General features: G+C 63.7%; 20 protein-coding genes. 9 read left to right on the top strand and 11 right to left on the bottom strand.

Annotated elements, in window-relative coordinates:
- Positions 1–37: 37 nt before the first annotated feature.
- The 3 genes from IVA87_RS03195 to IVA87_RS03185 are packed head-to-tail and all read right to left on the bottom strand — an operon-like array spanning position 38 to position 2839.
- On the bottom strand, positions 38–628 hold the full coding sequence (locus IVA87_RS03195; RefSeq protein ID WP_247294905.1) for a Smr/MutS family protein: 591 nt from the start codon (positions 626–628) through the stop codon (positions 38–40).
- A complete protein-coding gene (locus tag IVA87_RS03190; protein ID WP_247294903.1) occupies positions 625–2166 on the bottom strand; it encodes an MltA domain-containing protein in 1542 nt (513 codons plus the stop codon). Before IVA87_RS03190 ends, IVA87_RS03195 begins: the two co-directional genes overlap by 4 nt.
- Positions 2144–2839: a Tim44/TimA family putative adaptor protein gene (locus IVA87_RS03185; protein ID WP_247294902.1), complete on the bottom strand. Its 696-nt coding sequence runs from the start codon at positions 2837–2839 to the stop codon at positions 2144–2146. The genes IVA87_RS03190 and IVA87_RS03185 overlap by 23 nt, the downstream gene beginning before the upstream one ends.
- Before the next feature lie 401 nt (positions 2840–3240).
- Here IVA87_RS03185 and secB point away from each other — a divergent pair, with 401 nt between their 5' ends.
- Positions 3241–3726 carry a protein-export chaperone SecB gene (gene secB, locus IVA87_RS03180; protein WP_247294899.1) on the top strand — a complete coding sequence of 162 codons (486 nt, stop codon included), beginning with the start codon at positions 3241–3243 and terminating at the stop codon, positions 3724–3726.
- On the opposite strand, the gene dnaQ is transcribed toward secB, so the two are convergent.
- The 4 genes from dnaQ to IVA87_RS03160 are packed head-to-tail and all read right to left on the bottom strand — an operon-like array spanning position 3717 to position 6547.
- Positions 3717–4439: a DNA polymerase III subunit epsilon gene (gene dnaQ / locus IVA87_RS03175; protein ID WP_247294896.1), complete on the bottom strand. Its 723-nt coding sequence runs from the start codon at positions 4437–4439 to the stop codon at positions 3717–3719. The two genes, secB and dnaQ, sit on opposite strands and share 10 nt — an antisense overlap.
- A gap of 29 nt (positions 4440–4468) precedes the next feature.
- Complete coding sequence (gene coaE, locus IVA87_RS03170) at positions 4469–5068, bottom strand: dephospho-CoA kinase (RefSeq protein WP_247295054.1); 600 nt, start codon at positions 5066–5068, stop codon at positions 4469–4471.
- A gap of 22 nt (positions 5069–5090) precedes the next feature.
- Positions 5091–5699, bottom strand: coding sequence for a Maf family nucleotide pyrophosphatase (locus tag IVA87_RS03165; RefSeq protein WP_247332699.1), 609 nt, complete (start codon positions 5697–5699; stop codon positions 5091–5093).
- Positions 5700–5707: 8 nt separating this feature from the next.
- Positions 5708–6547: a pyruvate, water dikinase regulatory protein gene (locus tag IVA87_RS03160; protein ID WP_247294891.1), complete on the bottom strand. Its 840-nt coding sequence runs from the start codon at positions 6545–6547 to the stop codon at positions 5708–5710.
- A gap of 458 nt (positions 6548–7005) precedes the next feature.
- Here IVA87_RS03160 and hemJ point away from each other — a divergent pair, with 458 nt between their 5' ends.
- The 7 genes from hemJ (at position 7006) to IVA87_RS03125 (ending at position 15564) form a co-directional block, all read left to right on the top strand.
- The gene (gene hemJ / locus IVA87_RS03155) at positions 7006–7440 is read left to right on the top strand and encodes a protoporphyrinogen oxidase HemJ (RefSeq protein ID WP_247294889.1); all 435 of its coding nucleotides are present in this window, start codon (positions 7006–7008) and stop codon (positions 7438–7440) included.
- Positions 7441–7683: 243 nt separating this feature from the next.
- Complete coding sequence (gene rho / locus IVA87_RS03150) at positions 7684–8949, top strand: transcription termination factor Rho (protein ID WP_247276610.1); 1266 nt, start codon at positions 7684–7686, stop codon at positions 8947–8949.
- Positions 8950–9259: 310 nt separating this feature from the next.
- Entirely contained in the window at positions 9260–10618 is a 1359-nt protein-coding gene (gene mnmE, locus IVA87_RS03145) for a tRNA uridine-5-carboxymethylaminomethyl(34) synthesis GTPase MnmE (RefSeq protein WP_247294887.1), read from the top strand.
- Positions 10619–10967: 349 nt separating this feature from the next.
- Positions 10968–12848, top strand: coding sequence for a tRNA uridine-5-carboxymethylaminomethyl(34) synthesis enzyme MnmG (mnmG, locus tag IVA87_RS03140; protein WP_247294885.1), 1881 nt, complete (start codon positions 10968–10970; stop codon positions 12846–12848).
- A gap of 141 nt (positions 12849–12989) precedes the next feature.
- The gene (gene rsmG / locus IVA87_RS03135; protein WP_247295052.1) at positions 12990–13631 is read left to right on the top strand and encodes a 16S rRNA (guanine(527)-N(7))-methyltransferase RsmG; all 642 of its coding nucleotides are present in this window, start codon (positions 12990–12992) and stop codon (positions 13629–13631) included.
- A gap of 30 nt (positions 13632–13661) precedes the next feature.
- On the top strand, positions 13662–14531 hold the full coding sequence (locus tag IVA87_RS03130) for a ParA family protein (RefSeq protein ID WP_247294883.1): 870 nt from the start codon (positions 13662–13664) through the stop codon (positions 14529–14531).
- 148 nt (positions 14532–14679) lie between these two features.
- A complete protein-coding gene (locus tag IVA87_RS03125; RefSeq protein ID WP_247294881.1) occupies positions 14680–15564 on the top strand; it encodes a ParB/RepB/Spo0J family partition protein in 885 nt (294 codons plus the stop codon).
- Between the two features lie 211 nt (positions 15565–15775).
- On the opposite strand, the gene holA is transcribed toward IVA87_RS03125, so the two are convergent.
- The 4 genes from holA to IVA87_RS03105 all read right to left on the bottom strand — a co-directional run bounded on the left by holA (position 15776) and on the right by IVA87_RS03105 (position 22050).
- Complete coding sequence (holA, locus tag IVA87_RS03120; protein ID WP_247294879.1) at positions 15776–16804, bottom strand: DNA polymerase III subunit delta; 1029 nt, start codon at positions 16802–16804, stop codon at positions 15776–15778.
- A 113-nt stretch (positions 16805–16917) separates the two neighbouring features.
- Positions 16918–17469 carry an LPS assembly lipoprotein LptE gene (gene lptE, locus IVA87_RS03115; RefSeq protein ID WP_247294874.1) on the bottom strand — a complete coding sequence of 184 codons (552 nt, stop codon included), beginning with the start codon at positions 17467–17469 and terminating at the stop codon, positions 16918–16920.
- Complete coding sequence (gene leuS, locus IVA87_RS03110) at positions 17456–20080, bottom strand: leucine--tRNA ligase (protein ID WP_247294872.1); 2625 nt, start codon at positions 20078–20080, stop codon at positions 17456–17458. Before leuS ends, lptE begins: the two co-directional genes overlap by 14 nt.
- Positions 20081–20352: 272 nt before the next feature.
- Positions 20353–22050 carry a diguanylate cyclase gene (locus tag IVA87_RS03105; RefSeq protein ID WP_247294870.1) on the bottom strand — a complete coding sequence of 566 codons (1698 nt, stop codon included), beginning with the start codon at positions 22048–22050 and terminating at the stop codon, positions 20353–20355.
- Positions 22051–22158: 108 nt separating this feature from the next.
- On the opposite strand from IVA87_RS03105, the gene IVA87_RS03100 reads away from it, so the two are divergent.
- Complete coding sequence (locus IVA87_RS03100; RefSeq protein WP_247294868.1) at positions 22159–22848, top strand: YggS family pyridoxal phosphate-dependent enzyme; 690 nt, start codon at positions 22159–22161, stop codon at positions 22846–22848.
- The last annotated feature ends 151 nt before the right edge of the window (positions 22849–22999 follow it).

Genomic DNA, 22999 nt, shown 5'->3' with positions numbered 1-22999 from the left:
AAGCTGCGCTCCCGCTCCCACTGCGAGCGGGAGAGGTTTAGTGCCTTGCCCGCCGAATTCGTACATACAGCGCACCTTCGCCGCCGTGGCCGATATGGGCCTCCTCGAAGCCGACGACGAAGGCACGGAATTCCGGCAGGCTCAGCCATTCCGGGACCTGGCGGCGGAGCACGCCACTTTCGCCGCCGCTGCGGCCCTTGCCGGTGATGACCAGGACAAAGGTCAGGCCGTCGTGATGGGCGCGGTGCAGGAAGCCGGTCAGCGCACGATGGGCACGCGTCTGGGTCATGCCATGCAGGTCGAGCCGCGCCTCGATCTCGCGTCGTCCGCGCGACAGCTTTGCGCGCTCGCGCTTGCCGAGCGGCGCCAAGGGCGGCACGGACGGTTTTGCTAGGCGCGGCTCCGGCGCAGCCGCGACCGGCCTTGACGGTGATGCAGGTCTGGCCCCCTGGGCGGCAAGCGAGGATTCAGCGCGCGGCGCCGCCGGCGCCTTCGACACCCGAAGCTTCTTCAGCGGCTTCACCTGCTTTGCAACCGTGTCCCACAGCTCGCGCTCCTCCTCGCTCAGGGCGCGGCGGCGCGGCACGGGGCGGGGCTCCAGCACGGGCGGACGGGAGGATCGCTTCATTGCTGCCGATGCGAGCGATTCTTCACCGGCCGCTGCGGTTCGCGAACGGGCTCGATCGCCGGACGCGGCACCGGTAGCGGGACGGAACCGGCAGTGGCGACCGTTTCGTTTTTACCGACCGTCGCCGCTGCAGCAGGAGAGGCGGGCTTCGCCGGATCGGTCTGCGGAAACAGCTTTGCGATCTTTTCCGACGGCCGCGGATCCGGCACCGGCAATCGCGCGCCGCGCACACTGGGATCGAGGCTCTTCGGCACCAGCATCACGAAATGCATGGGATGGCGCAACCGCCCGGAGACGCGGCCGGCATCCGCGCCCGCGCCAAAATAAAGGTCGGCGCGCGCAGGTCCAATGATGGCCGAGCCGGTGTCCTGGGCGATCATCAGCCGGTGGAACGGCGTCTTGGCGCGTTCGGACTCGATCGGCAGCTCGCCCTCGATGAAGAACGGCGTGCCGTAGACGTGCAGCGATTTGTCGACCGCGATCGAGCGGCCGGCCGTCAGCGGAATCCCTTGCGCGCCCACCGCCTCCTCCTTGTCGGAGAGATTGACCTCGCGGAAGAAGATGTAGGCGCGGTTCTGGCGGCGCAATTCCTTGGCCCCATCCGGATTCTGCGCCATCCATTCCCTGATCTTCTGCATCGACATCTCCTCCTTCGGAATGATGCCGCGCTCGATCAGGATGCGACCTACCGCCGTGTAAGGATAGCCGTTATAGGCGTCGTAATTGAGCCGGACCGTGCCGCCGTCGTCGAACTTGATCCGTGCCGAACCCTGGATCTGTGCGAACAAGAGATCGGTCGGGTCCTTGAGCCAGGCGATCTCCAGCCCGCGGCCGGCGATCTTGCCGTCCTCGATCTCGCCGCGGTCGTAATAGGGCACCAGCTTGCGGCGACCGATCTTGCGATAGACCGGGCCCTTGTTGGGCAGGCTGACCGAGTCCTGCTTGTAGCCACGCACGAACAGGTTGGAGGGCCGGCGATAGACCGGAACGTTGTAAACATCGGTTTGGCTGCGCGATCCCTCGAGCACGGGCTCGTAATAGCCGGTGACGAAGCCGTCGGGCTCACCGAGACGGGAGATGCGCAGCGGCGCAAAATTCTCCTCGAAGAAGGTCTTGGCTCTGGCGTCGTCGGTGAGTTCGAGCGATTTGGCGACCCGGCAGGGCTCGCCCAGCGAAGCGCCGAGTGCTTTGGCTTCGGCTTTCGGCTCGGACGCGCCGGTCTGCGTGTTGATCGAACGGCAGCTCGCGCGGAAGGTCTTGTAGGCGGCGAGATGATTATCGTCGCTCCAGCCCTTCACGTCCGCCCAGGCCAGCGGCAGATATTGCGCGCCGGGAATCTCGAACGGCAGCGAAAGCTGCGGATAGGGCAAGGCGCGCGGCGGAGCGGCAGGCAATGTTGGAAGATGACGGTGGTGACTGCGGTAGTGGCGCCGCGCCGCCTCGGCGCCGAGCGAAAACGACGACAGCACGACGACACCTGCGCAAAGCGCCGTCGCGCTGGTCTTCAAGAAGATCTTAATTCGCGCTTCCGGTACCAACCAGCTTCCAGTTCGGATCGCGAGAGGAGGTGTCGCGGGCGAAAGTCCAGATGTCGGTGATGTCGGCGACCGTGTCGGCGCTGCCGTCGACGATATTGCCGGCCTTGTCGCGGGTGACCGAGATCATCTGCGAGACGAAGCGCACGGTGAGCTGGGCGGTGCGGTCGCGCAGCTCGGCGCCGACGAGCTCGGCCTTGTCGATCGAGACGAAACGCGTCTCGGTCTTCTGCTCGTTCTTCTCGCGCTCCTTGATCGCGGCGTCGAAGCTCTCATAGACTTCCGGCGACAACAAATTGCGCAGCGCGCGGCGGTCGCCATTGGCGAAGGCCAGCACGATCATCTCATAGGCGCCACGGGCACCCGAGATGAAATGGCGCGGGTCGAAGGTGGAATCCTTGTCGACGATGGCGTCGAGACCCTGCGCGAGCGGGGTGCCCGGCTCGGCCAGGCCCTTCCAGCGGTCGGTGGGCGGAGTCGGCTCGGTCGTCGGCGCCAGCGGGGCCTGGTCGATCACCTTGCCCGGCATGGTCACGACGTTCTTGTCCTGGGCACCCTGGAGCGCGTTGCGGTCGAACGGCGGCCGTTCGCTGCCGGTGCGCTGCCCCAGCACACTGCGCAGCCGCAGAAAGATGAAGACCGCCAGCGCCAGGAAGATGATGGTGTAGATGTCCACGTCGTATTCGCTTTCTGGTCTTTTCCGAGGGTCCTTGCCGGGAAAATCGTTCCGGCCAGTAGACCGTTCCATAGGGGAACGGCAAGTCTACATCACCATTTCAGGTCCGCGCGTCTGGTCCCCGGGATGTAGGCACGAAATCTTGCCCGGCCAATGGCGCCTTTTGGCACAGTGCCGAGTGTAGCGCGTTTTATGCTCAAGGGGAAACCCGATCCTGCCCGGAAATCGCGCTTCTTCAATCGTTTAGGGCGCAATTTCGCGCAAAAGACCGGGGTGAACGTCACAGTTGCGGGCGCGACTCCGATGCCTCGCCTGGGGTCGTTCGTCCTTGTGGAATGAGGCGGCCCTATGTTAGCCAACCGCCGCGAAATTCAGCCCAAATCGGGTAAGGAGAGACTTTCATGACCAACGGTAACGGCACCCCTCCCGAGGCGGCCCAGGCTCCCCAGCTCAACGTGCTGGCGCAATATACCAAGGACCTCTCGTTCGAAAATCCGAACGCGCCGAGCTCGCTCCAGCAGCAGAGCCAGCCCCCCCAGATCAACATCCAGATCAATGTCAGCGCCAACAATCTCAGCGAACATGAGTTCGAGGTGACGTTGTCGGTCGAGGGTAAGGCCGAGACTGCGAGCAAGGTGATGTTCTCGTTCGAGCTCGCCTATGCCGGCGTGTTCCGGATCGCCAATGTGCCGAAGGAGAATTTGCATCCGCTGGTCATGATCGAGTGCCCGCGTCTGCTGTTCCCGTTCGCCCGCGAGATCATCGCGACCGCGGTCCGCGACGGCGGGTTCCCGCCGCTGATGCTGGATCCGGTCGACTTCGTCGGCCTCTATCGTCAGAACATGGAGCGGCAGATGGCCGCTCAGGGCCAAGCCGGTCAGGCCTGACCGGCCGCCACGGCAGCTGGTGCGGGCAGGTACTCGTTCCAGATCGCCTTGTCGCCGAGCGTTGCGATGAAGGTGCGATGGGCCTCGCGCTCGGCAGCAGAAACCCGCGGCGCGAGCGGCACCAGGCGCTGCCGCCGCGGCGCTTCGCCACTTGCACTGACGCGAATTTCCTCGGTTTCCGAGGCCAGCAGCAACTGCGACTGCCGCGCCCCGACCAGGTCAACATAGACCTCGGCCAGAAGCTCGGCATCGAGCAACGCACCGTGCTTGGTGCGGTGTGAATTGTCGATCGCGTAACGCGAGCAGAGATCGTCGAGCCGGTTGGACACGCCGGGATGCTTGCGCCGTGCCAGCAGCAGCGTGTCGACCAGCCGCTCGCGCGGGATCGCTGCGCGCTTGATCCGGTCAAGCTCGGCGTTGATGAAGCTGATGTCGAACGAGGCGTTGTGAATCACCAGCGGCGCATCGCCGATGAATTCCAGAAACTCGTCGACGATCTCGTGGAATAGCGGCTTGGTCGCCAGAAATTCGGCCGACAGCCCGTGCACTGCAAAGGCCTCGGCCGGCATGTCCCTTTCAGGATTCATGTAGCGGTGGAAGGTCTGTCCGGTCGGCATGCGGTTGAAGATCTCGACACAGCCGATTTCGACCAGCCGATCGCCGCGGAGCGGATCGAGGCCGGTGGTTTCGGTATCGAGAACGATTTCGCGCATGATCGAGATGGCCGTGTAAAACCGGCGAATCAGGCTCGCCGCTGCGGCATCTTAACGACCTCGGCCAGGATGTGCTTGATTTGCGCCCGCACCGGCTCAAGTCCGTGTGACGTATCCACTACGAAATCGGCGCGCTTGCGCTTTTCGGCGTCGGGCATCTGCTTGGCGATGATGGCATCGAGTTTTGCTTCGTCCATCGTTCCCCGCGCCAGCACCCGCTCGCGCTGAAGTTCCGGTGAGGTCGAGACCACGACCACGGCGTCGACCCGTTTCTCGCCACCGGTCTCGAACAGGAGGGGAATGTCCAGGACCACGACGGGGACCTTGGCCGCTTCCGCATCGGCAAAGAATTTTTGCCGGGAGGCGCCGAGCATCGGATGGACGATCTGCTCGAGCTGCTTGATCGCGGCGGGATCGTGCACCACGCGCGCGGACAGTTTGGACCGGTCGACCTTGCCGTTGATGGTCGTGCCGGGGAAGGCAGCCTCGATCGCGGGAGCCGCTTCGCCCTCATACAAATGATGAACTGCGGCATCGGCGTCGTAGACGGGAACACCAGCCTCCGCGAACAATTTCGCGGTGGTGGATTTGCCCATCCCGATCGAGCCGGTCAATCCCAGGATCCGCATCAGCGCCCAGCCTGTCTGTCGTTTACACCGCAACTAGCCTCTCGCGGCGCAGGAACGCAAGCAGCGGCAGCAGCGGCAGGCCGAGAATGGTGGAATGGTCGCCCTCGATGCGCTCGAACAGATGGATGCCGAGACCCTCGAGCTGGTAGGCGCCGACGCTGGTGGTCACGGCAGCGCCGGCGGCGTCGAGATAGGCCGTAAGCTCCGCTTCCGTCATTTGCCGCATCGTCATACGGGCCACGGAAACATCCTCGAAAACAATCCTTCCGTCATGCACCACCGCCACCGCCGAATTCAGCTCGTGGCTGTTGCCGGAGAGATCGCACAATTGCGCCATCGCCTGGGGACGGCCAGCAGGCTTGTTGAAGAGGTGCTCGCCAAGGGCCAGCGTCTGGTCGGCGCCTATCACATAGCTTCCGGGATGATGAGCCGAGACCACCTTGGCTTTCTCACGCGCCAGCAGCAGGGCGATCTCGCGCGGATTTGAGAGTTTCGAGGCCGCCTGGATGCCGCGCTCGTCGATATCAGCCGTGACGGCCACGAATTCGAGTCCAGCATTCGCCAACAGCATTTTCCGCGCGCTGCTCTGCGAGGCCAGGATCAGCGGAGATGTGCCGCGCCACAGACCCATAGCGACAACTATTCCGAAGGCCGGTTGCGTTGGCGATCGGTGTAGAGCTTCATGATCGCCGCGGCGGTTTCCTCGATCGAGCGCCTTGTGACATCCAGCAGTGGCCAGTCATGCTTGGCGCTGAGCTTGCGTGCGAATGCGACCTCCTCGGCGACCGCTTGCTTGTCGGTATAGGTGTCACTGCCGGAATTGGCGCCCATGGAGAGCAGGCGGTTCTGGCGCACCTGAATCAGGCGTTCCGGCGTCGCATGCAGGCTCACCACCAGCGGCCGCGTCAGGGTTTCCAATTGCGAGGGCACCGGAATGCCCGGAACCAGCGGCACATTGGCGGTGCGGATGCCGCGATTAGCGAGATAGATCGACGTCGGCGTCTTCGAAGTGCGGGACACACCCACCAGCACCACGTCGGCCTCGTCGAGGCCTTCGACATGCTGCCCATCGTCGTGGATCATGGTGTAGTTCAGCGCGTCGATGCGCTTGAAATATTCCGCATTGAGCACGTGCTGGGCGCCAACGCGACCCGTGGTCGCGGCGCCGAGATAGGCTTCGAACAGTTGCATCACCGGGCCGATGATCGACAGGCTCGGGACGTTGATCGCCTTGCACTTGTTCTCGAGCCTGGAGACCAGATCCTTCTCCAGCAGCGTGAACAGCACGATGCCCGGCGCCTCCTCGATCTCATCGAGCACGCGATCGAGCTGCTTTTGGCTGCGCACCAGCGGATAGACGTGCTCGACCGGCGTCACGTTGGCGTATTGGGCCGCGACCGCGCGGGCCACGGTGATCAGCGTCTCACCCGTGGAGTCGGAGACGAGGTGCAGATGGAAATAATTGTTCGAGGTCGGCACAAAAACCCTTTGTATGGAGGCGGTGTGATTTGTGGATTTCTGTGGAGCTTAACCCCTCGGAAAGGGTTGCGCGACAGCAGGGGCGGGACAACGGCCAATTTTCTTCACACCGCTGCCCGTCAGGACAAGTTTGCCGGTCCTCCGCGACGGCAACGGGATTGCGCGAACAACCCTCTTGATAAGCTGCCGACAGGCGGGCGCAAGCCCCTGAGCGCGGGTCAATTATTCCGACAGGCCAGACTAGCGCAGGATATGTTGATGGATGTGAACAAGCGCGCGTGAAGCCGCGGACGGAATTGTGTGAGTCCAATCCACGGTCACATAGACTCAAACCTTAAGAATCTAAGATTCTAGATTTGAGGAAGGCGCTACGGACGGATAAGTGTGCAGGGTAAGACCTTAACGAGTTCTTACTATCCCCAGCGTTTGGAATGCTCGGCAGGAATCCGGGGCGGCACATGTTTGAAGACCTCTATCTCTGGATCAAGGCGCTGCACGTGATCGCCGTCATCGCCTGGATGGCCGGCATGCTCTATCTGCCACGGCTGTTCGTCTACCATTCGGAGACCGAAATCGGCTCGAAGCAGTCCGAAACGTTCAAGACAATGGAGCGCCGGCTACTCAAGGCGATCATCAACCCCGCCATGATGGTCACTTGGCTGGCCGGGCTTTATCTCGCCTGGTCCGGCCATTGGTTCACCTCCGGCTGGCTGCACGTAAAACTGGCACTGGTCCTGGCAATGTCCGCGGTCCACGGCTTTTTTTCCCGCTGGCTGAGGGATTTCGCCCGCGACCGGCGCCCGCGGACCCAGAAATTCTATCGGATTATCAATGAGGTGCCGACAGTCCTGATGATTTTCATCGTGATCATGGTGATCGTGAAGCCGTTCTAGGCACGCGCGCGACGAATCCCTCGGCGCTTCGGCTTGCGGAGCAGGAAGCGATTTTCTATATTATCCGTATCCCACCCAACGCAGGCGGATGTGGTTGTGTCTGAGCTTTCCAGAGGCCGGACACCGCATCAGGTTTGAAGCCTCACCGGCACTCTCCTTGCCAGACCTGCGGACCTTACCTTCTCACGTCCGCATTTCAGCCTCCTCGCACCCCTTCCAAGGTTACCCCACAGGACCATCCCAATGCGGGAAATTAAACTTCAGGACCTCAAGTCGAAAACCCCGGCCGAGCTGGTCTCGTTCGCGGAAGAGAACGGGGTCGAGAATGCCAGCACCATGCGCAAGCAGGAGCTGTTGTTCGCTATCCTCAAGCAGCTTTCGCTGGCCGAGACCGACATCGTCGGCGAGGGCGTCGTCGAGGTGCTGTCCGACGGCTTCGGCTTCCTCCGCTCGCCCGATGCGAATTATCTGCCGGGTCCGGACGACATCTACGTTTCGCCCTCGCAGATCCGCCGGTTCGGCTTACGCACCGGCGACACCCTCGAAGGCCATATCCGCAGCCCGAAGGAGGGCGAGCGCTATTTCGCGCTGCTGAAGGTCAACACGCTCAATTTCGAGGATCCGGAGAAGGCCAAGCACAAGGTCAATTTCGACAACCTCACGCCGCTGTTTCCGAATCAGCGCTTCCGCATGGAGATCGACGATCCCACGCGAAAGGATCTCTCCGCACGCGTGATCGACATCGTCGCGCCCATCGGCAAGGGCCAGCGCGCCTTGATCGTCGCGCCGCCGCGCACCGGCAAAACCGTGCTGATGCAGAACATCGCGCATTCGATCACGCACAATCATCCCGAATGCTATCTGATCGTGCTCCTGATCGACGAGCGCCCGGAAGAAGTCACGGATATGCAGCGTTCGGTGAAGGGCGAGGTGGTGTCCTCGACGTTCGACGAGCCTGCGGTGCGCCACGTCCAGGTCGCCGAGATGGTGATCGAGAAGGCCAAGCGCCTGGTCGAGCATGGCCGCGACGTCGTGATCCTGCTCGATTCGATCACGCGCTTGGGTCGTGCCTACAACACCGTGGTGCCGTCATCCGGCAAGGTGCTGACCGGCGGTGTCGACGCCAACGCGCTGCAGCGCCCGAAGCGCTTCTTCGGCGCGGCCCGCAACATCGAGGAGGGCGGCTCGCTGACCATCATCGCGACGGCGCTGGTCGATACCGGCAGCCGCATGGACGAAGTCATCTTCGAAGAGTTCAAGGGCACCGGCAACTCGGAGCTGATCCTGGACCGCAAGGTCTCGGACAAGCGCACCTTCCCGGCGATCGACATCTCGCGCTCCGGCACCCGCAAGGAGGAGCTCATCACCGATCCGCAGGTGCTCAAGAAGATGTACGTGCTCCGCCGCATCCTGAACCCGATGGGCACCATGGACGCGATCGACTTCCTGCTCGACAAGCTGCGCTCAACCAAGAGCAATTCGGAGTTCTTCGACTCGATGAACACCTGAGTGCAGTGCAACGGAAAGTTGGAGGGCGCCCTCGGGGCGCCCTTCTTGTGCAGCTATGCTGCAGTGAACCTGCAGCATAGCAAGCGGCTTGTTACATAGCCCGATTTTAGTAAGTCATTGATATAGGACGATAATGTTTTGAATTCGGTGAGCCTGCCGAGTTGAGCGGCTGCGTTCTGCAGCAAAAATGCTGTACTAATGCTGCACCGCAATATCATCTTTCCGCTGCGGGATGTGGCGCAGCAAAATCATGCCACCTGGCGTCCGAAATGGAGGTTTGCCTTTTCTCCGGCAGCCGGACAAATAGGCCATGCATCCGCAAGACCAGACCATCTTTGCGCTGTCGTCCGGCCGTCCGCCAAGCGCGATTGCGGTGGTGCGCGTCTCCGGGCCACGGGCTGGCTTGGCGCTGACGACGTTGGCCGGTGAACTGCCGGCGCCGAGGCACGCCAGCCGCAGGTTGCTCCGTGACGCCACGGGCCAGCCGATCGATGATGCGGTCGTGCTCTGGTTTCCGGGGCCGGCAAGTGCGACCGGCGAGGACGTCGCCGAATTCCACGTCCATGGCGGCCGCGCTGTGCTCTCGGCGCTCCTCGCTGCAATTTCTGCAATCCCGAACACGCGAGCGGCCGAGCCCGGCGAGTTCACGCGGCGTGCATTCGAGAACGGCAAGCTCGACCTCACCGAGGCCGAGGGCCTCGACGATCTCATCCACGCCGATACCGAGCGCCAGCGGCGTCAAGCGCTGCGCCAGTTGCAGGGCCTGCTCGGCAATCGTGCACGCGATTGGCGCGAACGTATCATCGAAGCTTCGGCCTTGATCGAAGCCGGCATCGATTTCTCGGATGAGGGCGACGTGCCTGCCGAGCTTCTGGCGCCCGCCGTCAAGGCGATCGGAGCGCTGCATGGCGAAATTGCAGGAGTCATTGCGGCACAGGGCCAAGCTGAACGGCTGCGCGATGGCCTGGTGGTCGCGATCGCAGGCGAGCCGAATGTCGGCAAGTCGACGCTGATCAATCAGCTCGCACGCCGCGAGGTTGCGATCGTCTCGCCGTACGCCGGCACCACACGCGATGTGATCGAGGTGCAGCTCGACCTCGACGGCTACCCCGTCACGCTGATCGACACCGCCGGCATTCGCGAGACCGACGATCCTGTCGAGCAAGAGGGCGTGCGCCGGGCACGGGCCAGGGCCGAAGACGCGGATCTCGTGCTGTGGCTGGTGGAGGGATCGCAGACCATCGATCCGGACGCGACGCGGTTGCTGCGGAAGGCCGGCGGCGGGAATGGTCCGCCTGGCGGCTCGATCTGGATCGTGCGCAACAAGGTCGATCTCGGTGGGGGCGGGGAAGCGGGGGGGCACGGCGACTTCGCGATCTCCGCGAGCCAGGGCGATGGCATCCCTCAGCTGGTCGATGCTCTCGTGCAATTCGCCTCTGAATTCTTCGGGAGCAGCGAGGGTGCATTGGTGACTCGGGCACGCCAACGCGAGCTGTTGCGCCAAGCGGCAGACAGCTTGCGCCGGAGTTTGGAGCTTGTAGAAGAGGGCGAAGAGCTCGCCGCCGAAGAATTGCGTGGCGCGGCCTATGCCTTGGGCCGGCTGCTCGGCCGGGTGGACGTGGAAGACGTGCTCGGCGCCATTTTCCAGAAATTTTGCATCGGAAAGTAGGATTAGTTCTTCATTGTAGAACTAGCCTTTGTTCCACTCTTTGCGTTTCACGTGAACAAATGCTGTGGTTCCTTTGCCTCGTGAAACGGTTGGGGCGCCGGCCGCCCTTACGAGCATCACTGCACGATAATCCAGACTGCCCACGAAAGATTCTGGGATCGCGTCGCGGCGATATCTTTTGATCAAGTGATTTTGTTTCACCTGAAACGCAGCAGGTTCAATAGCTCGTCTACTGTGCATGGGGTTGTTTTCGCGGAATCGCTTTCCCCTCGAATGCTCCGTTTCACGTGAAACATCTCCGCCTAGTTTCCACTTCCGGCTTTCACACCTCTGAGCTAGAAGTTGGCTCATGCGAACAGAGCGAGAGAACTACGACGTCATCGTCATTGGCGGCGGTCACGCCGGCTGTGAGGCCGCGGCGGCTGCTGCTCGGATGGGTGCAACAACCGCTCTTGTGACGCATCGTTTCTCGACCGTCGGCGCGATGTCCTGCAACCCCGCCATTGGCGGTCTCGGCAAGGGTCATCTGGTCCGCGAAGTCGATGCGCTCGATGGTCTGATGGGCCGGGTCGCCGATGCCGGCGGCATCCAATTTCGTGTCCTCAATCGCCGCAAGGGCCCGGCGGTCCGTGGTCCTCGCGCTCAGGCCGACCGAAGGCTCTATGCGGCCGCGATGCAGGCCGCGATCCGGGAGACCGAGGGTCTTTCCGTCCTCGGGGGGGAGGCCGACGAGCTGATCGTGGTGGAAGGCCGGGTCATCGGCCTGCGCCTGACCGACGGCCGGAAGCTTCGGGCAGGGGCGATTGTCGTCACCACCGGCACCTTCCTGCGCGGTCTGATCCATCTCGGGGAGAAGAATTGGCCCGCCGGTCGCGTCGGCGAGGCACCGGCGATGGGCCTTTCTGGCTCCTTTGAGCGCGCCGGCTTCACCCTCGGGCGGCTGAAGACGGGGACTCCCCCCCGCCTGGACGGCACCACGATCGATTGGTCGGCGGTCGAAATGCAGCCCGGAGACGAACCGCCTGAGCCGTTCTCGGTGATGACGGAACGGATCACGACGTCGCAGATCCAGTGCGGCATCACCCGGACCACCTCGGCGACGCATGAGGTGATCCGCGCCAATGTCCATCGCTCCCCGATGTATTCCGGCCAGATCAAGAGTTCCGGTCCGCGTTATTGTCCGTCAATCGAGGATAAGATCGTCCGCTTCGGCGACCGTGACGGCCATCAGATCTTCCTGGAGCCGGAAGGGCTCGACGATACGACTGTCTATCCCAACGGCGTCTCGACCTCGCTCCCTGAGGAGGTCCAGCTCGCGATCCTCGCCAGCATCCCCGGCCTGGAGCGGGTGAAGATGGTCCGTCCGGGGTACGCCATCGAATACGACCACATCGATCCCCGCGAGCTCGATCCGACCCTCCAGACCAAGCGTCTGCGCGGTCTGTTCCTGGCCGGGCAGATCAACGGCACCACCGGATACGAAGAAGCCGCCGGGCAGGGCATCGTGGCCGGCGTCAACGCAGCGCTCTCCGCGAGCGGGGCGGCGCTAACGGTGTTCGACCGGGCGGATGGCTATCTCGGTGTGATGATCGACGATCTCGTCACCCGCGGGATCAGCGAGCCCTATCGGATGTTCACCTCCCGGGCGGAATACCGGCTGACGCTGCGGGCCGACAATGCGGATCAACGTCTGACCGAGAAGGGCATCGCCTTGGGGTGTGTCGGCAGTGCCCGCATGCAGCATCATCGCGCCAAGATGGATGCGCTGAACGCAGCCCGCGCGCTCTCGAAGTCGCTTGCGATCACCCCGAACGAGGCGATCAAGCACGGACTCTCCCTGAACCGCGATGGCCAGCGCCGGTCCGCCTTCGAACTGATGGCCTATCCGGATATCGGCTGGAGCCAGGTCCGGGCGATCTGGCCGGAGCTGTCGGCGATCGACCCCGTCATCGCGACCCACCTCGAAACCGACGCCAAATACGACGTCTATCTGGAGCGCCAGAGCGCCGACGTCGAAGCCTTCCGGCGCGACGAGGGGATGGTGCTGTCGGAGGTCGATTATCAGCAGGTCCCCGGTCTCTCCAATGAGGTGCGGACCAAGCTGGAGAAGGCCCGACCGTTCACGGTCGGCCAGGCCGGCCGGATCGATGGGATGACGCCGGCGGCGCTCGGCATTCTCGCAGCCTATCTGCGGCGTGAGGCACGGAAGACCTCAAAGGCGATTGCATAGAGGTTTCACGTGAAACAGCGCGGGCCGGGGGGCGGCAGATCGTCATCAGGAAAACCTGCGGCGGGCGAGGGTGCCGGTCGACGGCCCGAGCCGAGGCTGATCAGACCGAAGATCGACAACGCCGGCACCAACGATCAATCGCTGGACGCCGTCATCGCTGCTGACAAGATTGCGGCGCTCAAGCTCGCGCCTGTTTCGGTTGAAACGGAAGACCGGCTCGATCGCTACATCGCCTTGCTCCGCGAGTGGCAGGCCAAGACCAACCTCGTTGCGCCATCGACCCTGCCGCACCTTTGGACCCGGCACATCGCCGACTCGCTTCAGCTCGTGGATCTCGCACCGGCGGCAAAACGATGGGCCGACCTCGGCAGCGGCGGTGGCTTTCCGGGCATCGTCCTGGCCTGCGCCATGGCCGGGAGGCCCGATGCTCGCGTCCATCTTGTCGAGCGAATCGCCAAAAAGGCCGCGTTCCTGCGCGAAGCGATCCGCGTCACGACATCTCCGGGGATCGTACATCTCGCTGAAATCGGGGATAATGTGGATAGAATCACCGGCCCCGTCGATTGCGTCACCGCGCGTGCGCTCGCTCCGCTACATCAACTCATCGGCTTTGCGGAGCCGCTGATACGCCAGGGCGCAAAAGCGTTATTTCTCAAGGGTCAAGATGTAGAGGCTGAATTGACCGAAGCCGCTAAACATTGGAATATTCGGCCTCGGCTTCATCCAAGCCGCACCGGCGACGGCTGGATCGTGGAGCTTGAGACCGCCGAACGGCGGAGCTGAGGCGCTAAGGGGTTTGAGTGGGGAATTGCGATGACCGTGATTGACGAGCCGCAGCAAGAAAAGACCGCGCAAGAACAGGCAGCTGAGGTGCCGCATGGCCACCCGCGCATCCTGGCGCTGGCAAATCAGAAGGGCGGCGTCGGAAAAACAACCACAGCGATTAACCTCGGCACGGCGCTCGCCGCGATTGGCGAACGCGTCCTGATCGTCGATCTCGATCCGCAGGGCAACGCCTCGACCGGCCTCGGCATCGATCGCCGCAACCGTAGCTGTTCGACCTACGACGTGCTGGTCGGCGAAGCCGCCTTGCGCGAGGCTGTGGTCTCGACCGCGGTGCCGCGGCTGCACATCGCGCCCTCGACCATGGATCTGTCCGGCCTTGAACTCGAGCTCGGCACCACGCCCGGCCGCGCCTTCAAGCTGCGCGACGCCATCGGTGCGCTCAACAACAATGTCTCGCCGGATGCCGACTACACGTACGTGCTGATCGACTGCCCGCCTTCGCTCAACCTGCTCACGGTCAACGCCATGGCGGCGTCCGATGCGATCCTGGTACCGCTGCAATGCGAATTCTTCGCGCTCGAAGGTCTGTCGCAATTGCTGCAGACCGTGGAGCAGGTGCGCTCGACGCTCAACCCGAACCTGTCGATCCACGGCATCGTGCTGACCATGTTCGACTCGCGTAACAACCTCTCGAACCAGGTCGTCGCCGACGTCCGCCAGTTCATGGGCGAGAAAGTCTACAAGACAATGATCCCGCGCAACGTGCGCATCTCGGAAGCGCCGTCCTACGGCAAGCCGGTGCTGGTCTACGACCTCAAATGCGTCGGCAGCGAAGCGTATTTGCGGCTCGCCACCGAGGTGATCCAGCGCGAGCGCGAGCTGCGGACGACGCATTGATCTGACTTGTAGGGTGGGTTAGCCGAAGGCGTAACCCACCATGTCTATCTCCACGGAAACAAAAGAGGTGGGTTACGCTTCGCTAACCCACCCTACGATTCGAAATTCAGTTCTGGAGTGCGCTCAAGTGAATCCAAGGGAGCTGGCGATGGCCGACGAAGCGCGTTCGCGACTGGGCCGGGGTCTTGCGAGTCTGATCGGTGATGTCGGCGGCGAGGCTCAGCATGTCGATCGCCCGCGCGCGCAGCGCAAGGTGCCGATCGAATTCATCAAAGCCAATCCGCGCAATCCGCGTCGCACCTTTTCGGAGGCCGAGCTCAAGGAGCTCTCCGACTCCATCAAGCAGCACGGTGTGATCCAGCCGATCGTGGTGCGTCCGGTGAAGGGCGCGCAGGATCGCTACGAGATCATCGCCGGCGAGCGGCGCTGGCGCGCCTCGCAAATGGCTGGCCTGCATGAAGTGCCGATCGTCCCGGTCGACATCAGCGACAGCGATGCGCTGGAGTTCGCGATCGTCGAGAACGTGCAGCGCGAAGACCTCAACCCGATGGAAGAGGCGCAGGGCTATCACGCGCTTGCCAACGAGTTCAAACGCAGCCAGGACGACATCGCAAAAGTCGTCGGCAAGAGCCGCAGCCACGTCGCCAACATGATGCGTCTGACGAAGCTGCCGGCCGAGGTGCAGGCCTTGATCGCAACCGGCGAGCTGACGGCTGGCCATGCTCGCGCACTGATCGGCGTGCCCGATCCGCTCGCGGCCGCCAAGCGCATCGTCGAGGAGGGCCTCAACGTCCGTCAGACCGAGGCGCTTGCGCATGAAGAGGGCGTGCCGGAGCGCAAGCCGCAGAAGGCGCGCGCTGGGGCGAAGGAAAAGGACCCCGATACGGTCGATCTCGAAAAGCGCGTCAGCGACGCGCTCGGTCTCAAGGTCACGGTCAATCACCGCGATCCTGGCGGCTCCGTGCAGATCAACTATCGCAACCTCGATCAGCTCGACGAGGTGATGAAGCGGCTCGCGAAGGGCGCGCTGTAGCTTGCGCGTCGTTCCGGGTTCGCCTCCGTCAGGCATCCCGGAATGAGGCTGAGTTTCTGATCGAATCTACTTCCACATCGTCATTGTGAGCGAAGCGAAGCAAATCCAGAATCTTTCCGCGGAGGGATTCTGGATTGCTTCGTCGCAAGGGCTCCTCGCAATGACGGCGTTGCGAGAGTTACGGTCGCGATGACGCGTGGAGAGAGCCGGCTCAGCCTCGCCGCTTCGCATTCGCGGCGATCGCCATCAGCGTGCGCTGGGCGATGGCGGCGGCGAGGGTGGATTGCTTGCGGGTGTCGAGCGCGGCGGTCGCGAGCTGCTCGATGATGGCGGCGAGCCGGGCCGGGCTGAAATTGCGCAGCGCCGTTTCGACCGCGGGCTTGCGCGAGAAGTGCAGCCGTGGAAAGCCGCCGTCGAGCACGGCTGAGGCCGGCGTCCCGTCGGCAATCGCGAGCGCCGATTTGTGCAGCCACGCGGCCTGGCGCTGCGCGGCGGAGATGATCACGCCGGGATAGGTGCCGGCGATCATCGCCTTGGCGAATTCGGTCTCGACAATGTCGGGCCGGCCGGCAAAAGCGCCATCGACGATGGGATCGAGCTTCAGCTCGGAGGCGTCGGCAACCACGGACATCACATCATCCAGCGTGACCTCGCCCTTGCCGTGGGCATAGAGCGTGAGCTTGCGCAGCTCGTTGCGCGAGGCCTGGCGGTCGCCGCCAAGGAACGACATCAGCGCCGCGCGGGCGTCCGGCGCGATGCGCAGATTGGCGATGCGGAGCTCGTCCTCCATCAGCTTGGCAAGGTCGCGCTCGGTGTCGGGATAGCAGCCGATCGCGACCGCCGTCTTGGCGCGCTCGCAAGCCTTGCGCAGCGGCGATTCCGGGCGCAGCTCGCCGGCCTCGATCACGATGCGGCAATCCTTTACGTTCATCTCGGCCAGGGTGTCGATGCCGCTGGTAAAGCTGCGCGAGCCGGCGCGGACGCGGATGGCGCGGCGGCCGCCGAACAGCGGCACCGTCATGGCCTCGTCGACGAGGCGCGACGGCTCGGCGGAGAGCTCGTCGCCGTCGAGCTTGACCAGCGAGAATGGATCGTTGGGATCGTCGACGGCGGATGCGATCAGCGCATCGGCGCGCTCGCGCACGAGGCCCGCGTCGGGACCGTAGAGCAGGATGATCGCTCGGCCCGCATCGGGGCGGGCGAGGAAGGCATCGATCTCTTTTCCGCGCAGCGCGACCATGTTGCCTCAAGGGCGTCATTCCGGGGCGGCTCGAAGAGCCGAACCCGGAATCTGTATCTGCAGTTTCTGGATACCGGGTTCATGCTTCGCATGCCCCGGAATGACCGCGAGGGTCAGGTACCCGCGGTGAAGAACGAGGCGAGCCGGGTGTTGATGTTCTCCGCGATCTCGTTGGCGGCACGATCTTCGGCGTCGCGCACGGCGCGGTTGCGGGAGAAGCGCTGATAGGAGCCGGGCATGTCGTAGGACACACGCGAGAAGGTGGTCCCGGTCATCACCGATTTTCCGGTCGCGACGTCGATCAGATTGTATTGCGCATCGATGCCGTAATTTTCGCTGGTCGGCAGTCCCGTCGCGGCGCTCACGATCAGGGACGAGCGGGAGGTGGTGAAGCGGATCTCCAGGCGGTGGGTCGGCGGCATTCCCGTCGCCGTGCCGTAGAGCTTGAAGGCCAGGGCATTGCGGACCTCGACGCCAACGCGCGCCTCGCGGGAGGCGTTCGCTTTGGCGATCGGCGGCAGCTCGACGCCCATCAGCTTCTCGCGCAGCCCAGGGGTGCCGTCGTTGCGTTCGGCATACATCGGCTGGAAGCAGCCGGCCGTCAGCGCCGCCAGGGCGGCGACCGCCAGCAAGCGGGCTGCGATGCGGATCCTAGCCGACAACATTCACGATCCTCTTGGGGACGATGATCACCTTGCGGACGGGCTTGCCGTCCAGGGCCAGCTTTACCGCATCGAGGGCCAAAACGGCAGCCTCGATTTCCGGATTCTGGGCCAGTGTTGCAACTGTGACCTCACCCCGCTTCTTGCCGTTGACCTGAACCACCAGGGTCACGCTGTCTTCAACCAGCAAATCGCGTTCGATTTGGGGCCAATTGGCCTCCGAAACCAGCCCGCTCTGGCCCAAAGCCTGCCAGCACTCCTCGGCCAGATGCGGCATCATCGGGGAGAACAGCTGGACCAGGATCTGGCTGGCCTCCCGGATGGCCCAGGCCAGGTCCGCGGCAGGCTGGCCGGGGCGCTGGAGCACCTCGGACAGGGCATTGGCGAATTCGCGGATATGGGCCAGGCAGACATTGAAATGCAGTCGCTCGATGCCGGTCGTGACCTTGTCCAGGGCGCCATGGGCGGCCTTGCGCAAGGCCGTGGCATCTGCTCCGAACGAAGCCGGCCGGGCCGCCGGCGCGTCCTTGCCGAGTTCCTTCGCATCGTTCACCAGCCGCCACAGCCGCTGCACGAAGCGCGATGCGCCCTGGACGCGCTCGTCGCTCCAGATCACGTCGCGATCGGGCGGGGAGTCTGACAGCATGAACCAGCGGGCGACGTCGGCGCCGTAGGTCTCGATGATGTCGTCGGGATCGACAGTGTTCTTCTTCGACTTCGACATCTTCTCGATCGGACCGATCTGGATGTCTTCGCCGGTCGCGAGCAGCGTGGCGCGGCGACCATTGCCGCCAACCTCGACCTTGACCTCGGCCGGCTGCACATAGGAGCCGTCGGCCTTCTGGTAGGTCTCGTGCACCACCATGCCTTGTGTGAACATGCCGGCAAACGGCTCGTCGAGCGCGATGTGTCCAGTCGCCTTCATCGCGCGAGTGAAGAAGCGGCTGTAGAGCAGATGCAGGATCGCGTGCTCGACGCCGCCGATATACTGATCAACCGGCAGCATCCGGTTGGCGACCGCAGGCGTCGTCGGCGCGCTCTCGTTCCAGGGATCGGTGAAGCGCGCGAAGTACCAGGACGAATCCACGAAAGTGTCCATGGTGTCGGTCTCACGCTGCGCCTTAGCCCCGCATTTCGGGCAGGTGACGTGTTTCCAGGTCGGATGATGATCGAGCGCGTTGCCCGGCCTGTCGAATGTCGCATCATCCGGCAGCTTCACCGGCAAATCGGCATCCGGCACCGGCACCACATCGCATTTCGGGCAATGGATGACGGGAATCGGGCAGCCCCAATAGCGCTGGCGCGAAATGCCCCAGTCGCGCAGGCGGAAATTAACCTGCCGCTCGCCGACCGGCGCGTTGCCGCGCAGCTCGCCTTCAAGCCGCTTCGCCACCTCTTCCTTGGCCTGATCGATCGTCATGCCGTCGAGGAAGCGGGAATTGATCATGCGGCCGTCACCGTCATAGGCGGTATCGGTGATGACGAACGATTTGGGATCCTGCCCCTCGGGGCACACCACCGGCGTGTTGCCGAGGTTGTACTTGTTGACGAAGTCGAGGTCGCGCTGGTCGTGCGCGGGGCAGCCGAAGATCGCGCCGGTGCCGTATTCCATCAGCACGAAGTTGGCGACATAAACCGGCAGCTTCCAGGAGGAATCGAACGGGTGCACCGCGCGGATGCCGGTGTCGAAGCCCTGCTTCTCCGCGGTGTCGATGACCTCCTGCGCGGTGCCGATCTTCTTGATCTCGGTGATGAACTCCGCAAGCGCAGGGTTCTTCGCGGCGGCCGCCTGCGCCAGCGGATGATCCGCCGAGATCGCCATGAACCTCGCGCCGAACAGCGTGTCCGGGCGCGTCGTGAAAATCTTCAGCTCGCTTTCGCCGGCCGGCGTCGTCGCCGCGTCCAGCGCAAAGCGGATCAACAGGCCTTCCGAGCGGCCGATCCAGTTGCGCTGCATTAGCCGCACCTTGTCGGGCCAGCGGTGGAGCCCGTCCAGCGCCGACAGCAGCTCCTGCGAGTACTTCGTGATCTTGAAGACCCACTGGTTCATCTCGCGCTGCTCGACGACGGCGCCGGAACGCCAGCCACGGCCGTCGATTACCTGCTCGTTGGCGAGCACGGTCATGTCGACGGGGTCCCAGTTCACCTTGCGCTTCTCGCGCTCGGCGAGCCCTTCGCGCAGGAAGTCGAGAAACATCTTCTGCTGGTGCTTGTAGTAGGAGGGATCGCAGGTCGCGATCTCTCTGGACCAGTCCAGCGACAGCCCGATCGAGCGGAGCTGCTTCTTCATCGCGGCGATGTTGTCGTAGGTCCAGGCCTTGGGTGCCACCTTGCGCTCGATCGCGGCGTTCTCGGCCGGCAGGCCGAAGGCGTCCCAGCCCATCGGGTGCAGCACGTTGAACCCCTTGGCGCGCATGAACCGGGCCAGTACGTCGCCGAGTGTATAGTTGCGGACATGACCGATATGGATGCGCCCGGAGGGGTAGGGGAACATCTCGAGGACGTAATATTTCGGCCGCGGATCGTCGTTTCGGGAGACGAAGATCGCCTGTTCGTCCCAGAGGCGTTGCCAGCGCGGTTCGGCGTCGCGAGCATTGTAGCGTTCGGAGGTCATGGAATCGTTGGGTTTTCGTGGGTTCGGCCGGCTAAAGACGGCGGACTAGGCCATAAAAGCCTGTAAGGGGTCAATGGGTTGCCGAACGCCGACAGATTTCACGTTTTCCGCTTCAAACTTCCGGTTCGCTACCGAGGTAGGTCCAGTTTGAGGTGCAATTAACGAGCTGAGCGCCAGTCTCGCGCGCGGCAACCGCGCGCTCTATCTTGCAAAGCTCAGCGCCCGCAATCGCGCCGTTGCGGAGCGCGCGCTCGAGCGGGGCGGGTGGCCGGCTAGCCTGCCATCGCGATCTCAGTCGCGCCGGTCTCGATCGCCTGCACGCCGTGCTCGACGACGTTGTTGCGGCCGCGGTGTTTTGCGGCGTAGAGCGCGGCGTCGGCGGCTTCGATGAGGTCACCGGGGCGCAGTGTCTCGTTTGGCTTCGTCGCTGCAACGCCGATCGAGACGGTGACGATCATATGCGCGGAGGTGATGTGCGGCAGGCAGAGTTTCAACACGGCCGCGCGCACGAGTTCGCCGATTTCGACGGCGCGGGCCACGTCGGTGTTCGGCAGCAGCAGACAGAATTCCTCGCCGCCATAGCGCGCCGCGAAACCCATCGTGTCGGCGGCAATGCCGGACAGCGATTCGCCGAGCCGGGTCAGGCAGGAATCGCCTTCGAGATGGCCATAAGTATCGTTGAAGAGCTTGAAGTGGTCGACGTCGATCATCAGAAGCGCGAGGTCGCTGCCATATTGCTGGGCGCGCATCCATTCGAAATCGAGCCGGCTCTGGAAGCCGCGACGGTTTGCGAGACCGGACAGCATGTCGATCGATGCCATCACCGTTAGGCGGTCGTTGCTCGCGATCAGCTCGCGCTCGCGCTGACTCAATTGCGCGGCCATCGCATTGAACGCGCGGGCCAGCGGCACGAACTCGGCGGGCAGGCGAGTACGCGCCGCCCGCGCCGACAGATCGCCTTCGCCGAGACGCTTGGCCATGTCGGCCAGCATCTCGATCGGCTTGATCACCAGTTTCTCGGCGGCGATCAGCGCGCCGAGCAGGACGAACACGACGACGAAGGCGAGCTGAAGATAGGCGGTGCGGATGTCGCGGCTCACCGCCGCGGACACCTTGTCCTCGTCGATGCTCGCGATCAGGCGCGCATTGGTGCCGGCGATGCGGATGTAGCTGACCGCGCGGCGGGAGCCGTCGGCAGCTAGAAAGGACAGCGCGCCTTCATCCTGGTCGGACCGCAGCGCCCTGTCGGCGATCGCCGACATCAGCGGCATGTTGTCGAGGGGACGGCCGACCGCGCTGTGCTGGTCGGCGGGCGCGGCCAGTACGGCGCCGGCGCTGTCGACGAGAACCGCCGTGATGCCGGCGCGTCCGCCGAGATTGCTCATAACCTTCGACATCCAGTCGAGGTTGACGGTGGCGAGCACGACGGCATCCGGGACGCCGCTGAAGGCGGACACCGGGTAAGCCGCCATGACGGTCGGCGTCGGCGCGGGCCGGGACAGGATGAAGTCGCTCAGCACGAAGCGGCCGGTTTCCTGTGCCTGCAGGAAGTAGGGCCGGTCACTGAGATCGAGGCCGACATACATGTTGTTGGTGGCGCACTGGATGCGGCCGTCCTGGCCCGCGATCAGAAGCGTGCGGATCCAGGGCAGGCTCGACGGCAGGCTCGCACGCAGCACGTCGCAGCTCTTGCTGATGCCGCCGGCGGAGGCCCGGATGAAGGCCTCCGATTTCAGGATGGTCTCGACCGACGAGATCACCTCGCGCTGCGCATCGGCGCTGTGCCTTGCGACCGTGGTGAATTCGGCGGCGGCCTGCGCGATCTGCCGCGCGCGCGTGTCTTCGAGCGAACGGATGCGCTCGAGCATCAAGGGGGCGACCAGAATCACCGCGAGCAACGCGAGCCGCGCCCGGATTCCGAGAACCTGCTTGAGTTTGGCTCGTTTGCGGTTGAGACTGACGCTTGCCATCTTCGCTACCCACCCCATGGGCAAGGTAAAGCGAAGGGTTCAAAAACTCTTTCTTGAACTCGGTAAAATTGGACTTACCTGCGGTTACGACCACAACTGATCGACGTCATGACAGAAGCCAACGCCGCGCCGGCAACCGGCCACTCACCAAACGGACTCGCCGCAGTTGAGGCCGAAATTGCACGTGCCTGCAAGGATGCGCAGCGCGATCGCGCCTCCGTGACGCTGATCGCCGTGTCCAAGACTTTCGCCGCGGATATGATTACCCCGGTGATCGACGCCGGACAGCGCGTATTCGGCGAGAATCGGGTCCAGGAGGCCAAAGGCAAGTGGCCCGCGTTAATGTCTGTCTACTCGGACGTCGCGCTGCATTTGATCGGGCCGCTGCAATCCAACAAGGCGAAGGAGGCGGTCGCGCTGTTCGATGCCATCCATTCGGTCGACCGTCCGAGCATTTGCCAAGCGTTAGCCAAGGAAATCGAATCCCAGAACAAGCACCCGCAGCTGTTCGTCCAGATCAACACCGGCGAGGAGCCGCAGAAGGCCGGCGTCGCGCCCGGCGAGGCCGATGCCTTCCTGGCGAGCTGCCGCGACACCTATGGGCTGACGATTTCCGGCCTGATGTGCATCCCGCCGATCGACGAACCGCCGGCGGCGCACTTTGCTCTCACCGCCAAGATCGCGGCGCGCAATGGCCTGAAGAACCTGTCGATGGGCATGAGCGCGGATTTTGTGACCGCGATCATGCTCGGCGCCACCCATGTCCGCGTGGGAAGTGCGATCTTCGGGCACCGGTGAGAGCCGTAGGCGAAGCGTCGTGCGGGTAACGGTCTTGATTTCGTCATTGCGAGCTCCGCGAAGATTCCATGGGGGTGGATAGCGACCAAGTCTGAGGCCAGACTGAGGTTGCATCCATTCAACCTGGAGACGACGATGTTGCTCGATCATC

The organism is Bradyrhizobium sp. 147 (genome assembly GCF_023073935.1).
In the GTDB taxonomy this organism is placed as follows: Bacteria; Pseudomonadota; Alphaproteobacteria; order Rhizobiales; family Xanthobacteraceae; genus Bradyrhizobium.
This window is presented reverse-complemented; position numbering and strand designations above follow the sequence as displayed.